Origin of the sequence: Pseudomonas sp. NBRC 111131, assembly GCF_001320525.1 — a bacterium.
Classification (GTDB): domain Bacteria; phylum Pseudomonadota; class Gammaproteobacteria; order Pseudomonadales; family Pseudomonadaceae; genus Aquipseudomonas; species Aquipseudomonas ceruminis.
Window position 1 is genome coordinate 1 of sequence record NZ_BCBH01000091.1, and the last position, 1,129, is coordinate 1,129.

2 protein-coding genes are annotated in these 1,129 nt (G+C 67.8%); both read left to right on the forward strand.

The genetic code is table 11. The features are described from left to right. On the forward strand, positions 1-978 hold a 978-nt coding region (locus APH34_RS28385; protein WP_054903790.1), incomplete at its 5' end, for a muconate cycloisomerase family protein. A gap of 15 nt (positions 979-993) precedes the next feature. Continuing rightward, positions 994-1,129, forward strand: a 136-nt coding sequence (locus APH34_RS28390) for a muconolactone Delta-isomerase family protein (RefSeq protein WP_305728918.1), incomplete at its 3' end; no start/stop codon positions are given.

The following is a 1,129-nucleotide window of genomic DNA, read 5'->3' on the forward strand; positions in this document are numbered from 1 at the left end:
GGCGAGGCCACCACCATCGGTGGCCTCGCCTACGGCTACGAAAGCCCCGAGGGCATCAAGGCCAACATCGACGCGCACCTGGCGCCGGCCTTGATCGGCCTGCCGGCCGACAACATCAACGCCGCCATGCTCAAGCTGGACACGTTGGCCAAGGGCAACACCTTCGCCAAGTCCGGCATCGAGAGCGCCTTGCTCGATGCCCAGGGCAAGCGCCTGGGCCTGCCGGTCAGCGAGCTGCTGGGCGGGCGCGTGCGTGACACCCTGGAAGTGGCCTGGACCCTGGCCAGCGGCGACACTGCCCGCGACATCGCCGAGGCCGAGCACATGCTGGAGGTGCGCCGCCACCGCGTGTTCAAACTCAAGATTGGTGCCAACCCGCTGCAACAGGACCTGGACCATGTGGTGGCGATCAAGCGCGCACTGGGCCAGCGTGCCAGCGTGCGGGTCGACGTCAACCAGTACTGGGACGAGTCCCAGGCCATCCGCGCCTGCCAGGTGCTGGGCGATCACGGGATCGACTTGATCGAGCAGCCGATTGCGCGCCACAACCGCAGCGGCCAGGTGCGCCTGAACCAGCGCAGCCCGGCGCCGATCATGGCCGACGAGTCGATCGAAAGCGTCGAGGACGCGTTCAGCCTGGCCGCGGACGGTGCCGCCAGCATCTTCGCCCTGAAAATCGCCAAGAACGGCGGCCCCCGCGCCGTGCTGCGCACCGCGCAGATCGCTGAGGCTGCGGGCATCGCGCTGTACGGCGGGACCATGCTCGAAGGCTCGATCGGCACCCTGGCCTCGGCCCATGCCTTTGTCACCCTGCGCCAGCTGACCTGGGGCACCGAGCTGTTCGGGCCACTGCTGCTGACCGAAGAAATCGTCAACGAGCCGCCGGTATACCGCGACTTCCAGTTGCACGTGCCGCGCACCCCGGGCCTTGGCTTGACCCTCGACGAACACCGCCTGGCGCGCTTTGCCCGCCGCTGACCCTAGGAGAACACCATGCTGTTCCACGTGAAGATGACCGTGAAACTGCCGGCCGACATGGACCCGGCCAAGGCCACGCAACTGAAGGCTGACGAAAAGGAACTGGCCCAGCGCCTGCAACGCGAGGGCACCTGGCGCCACCTGTGGCGCA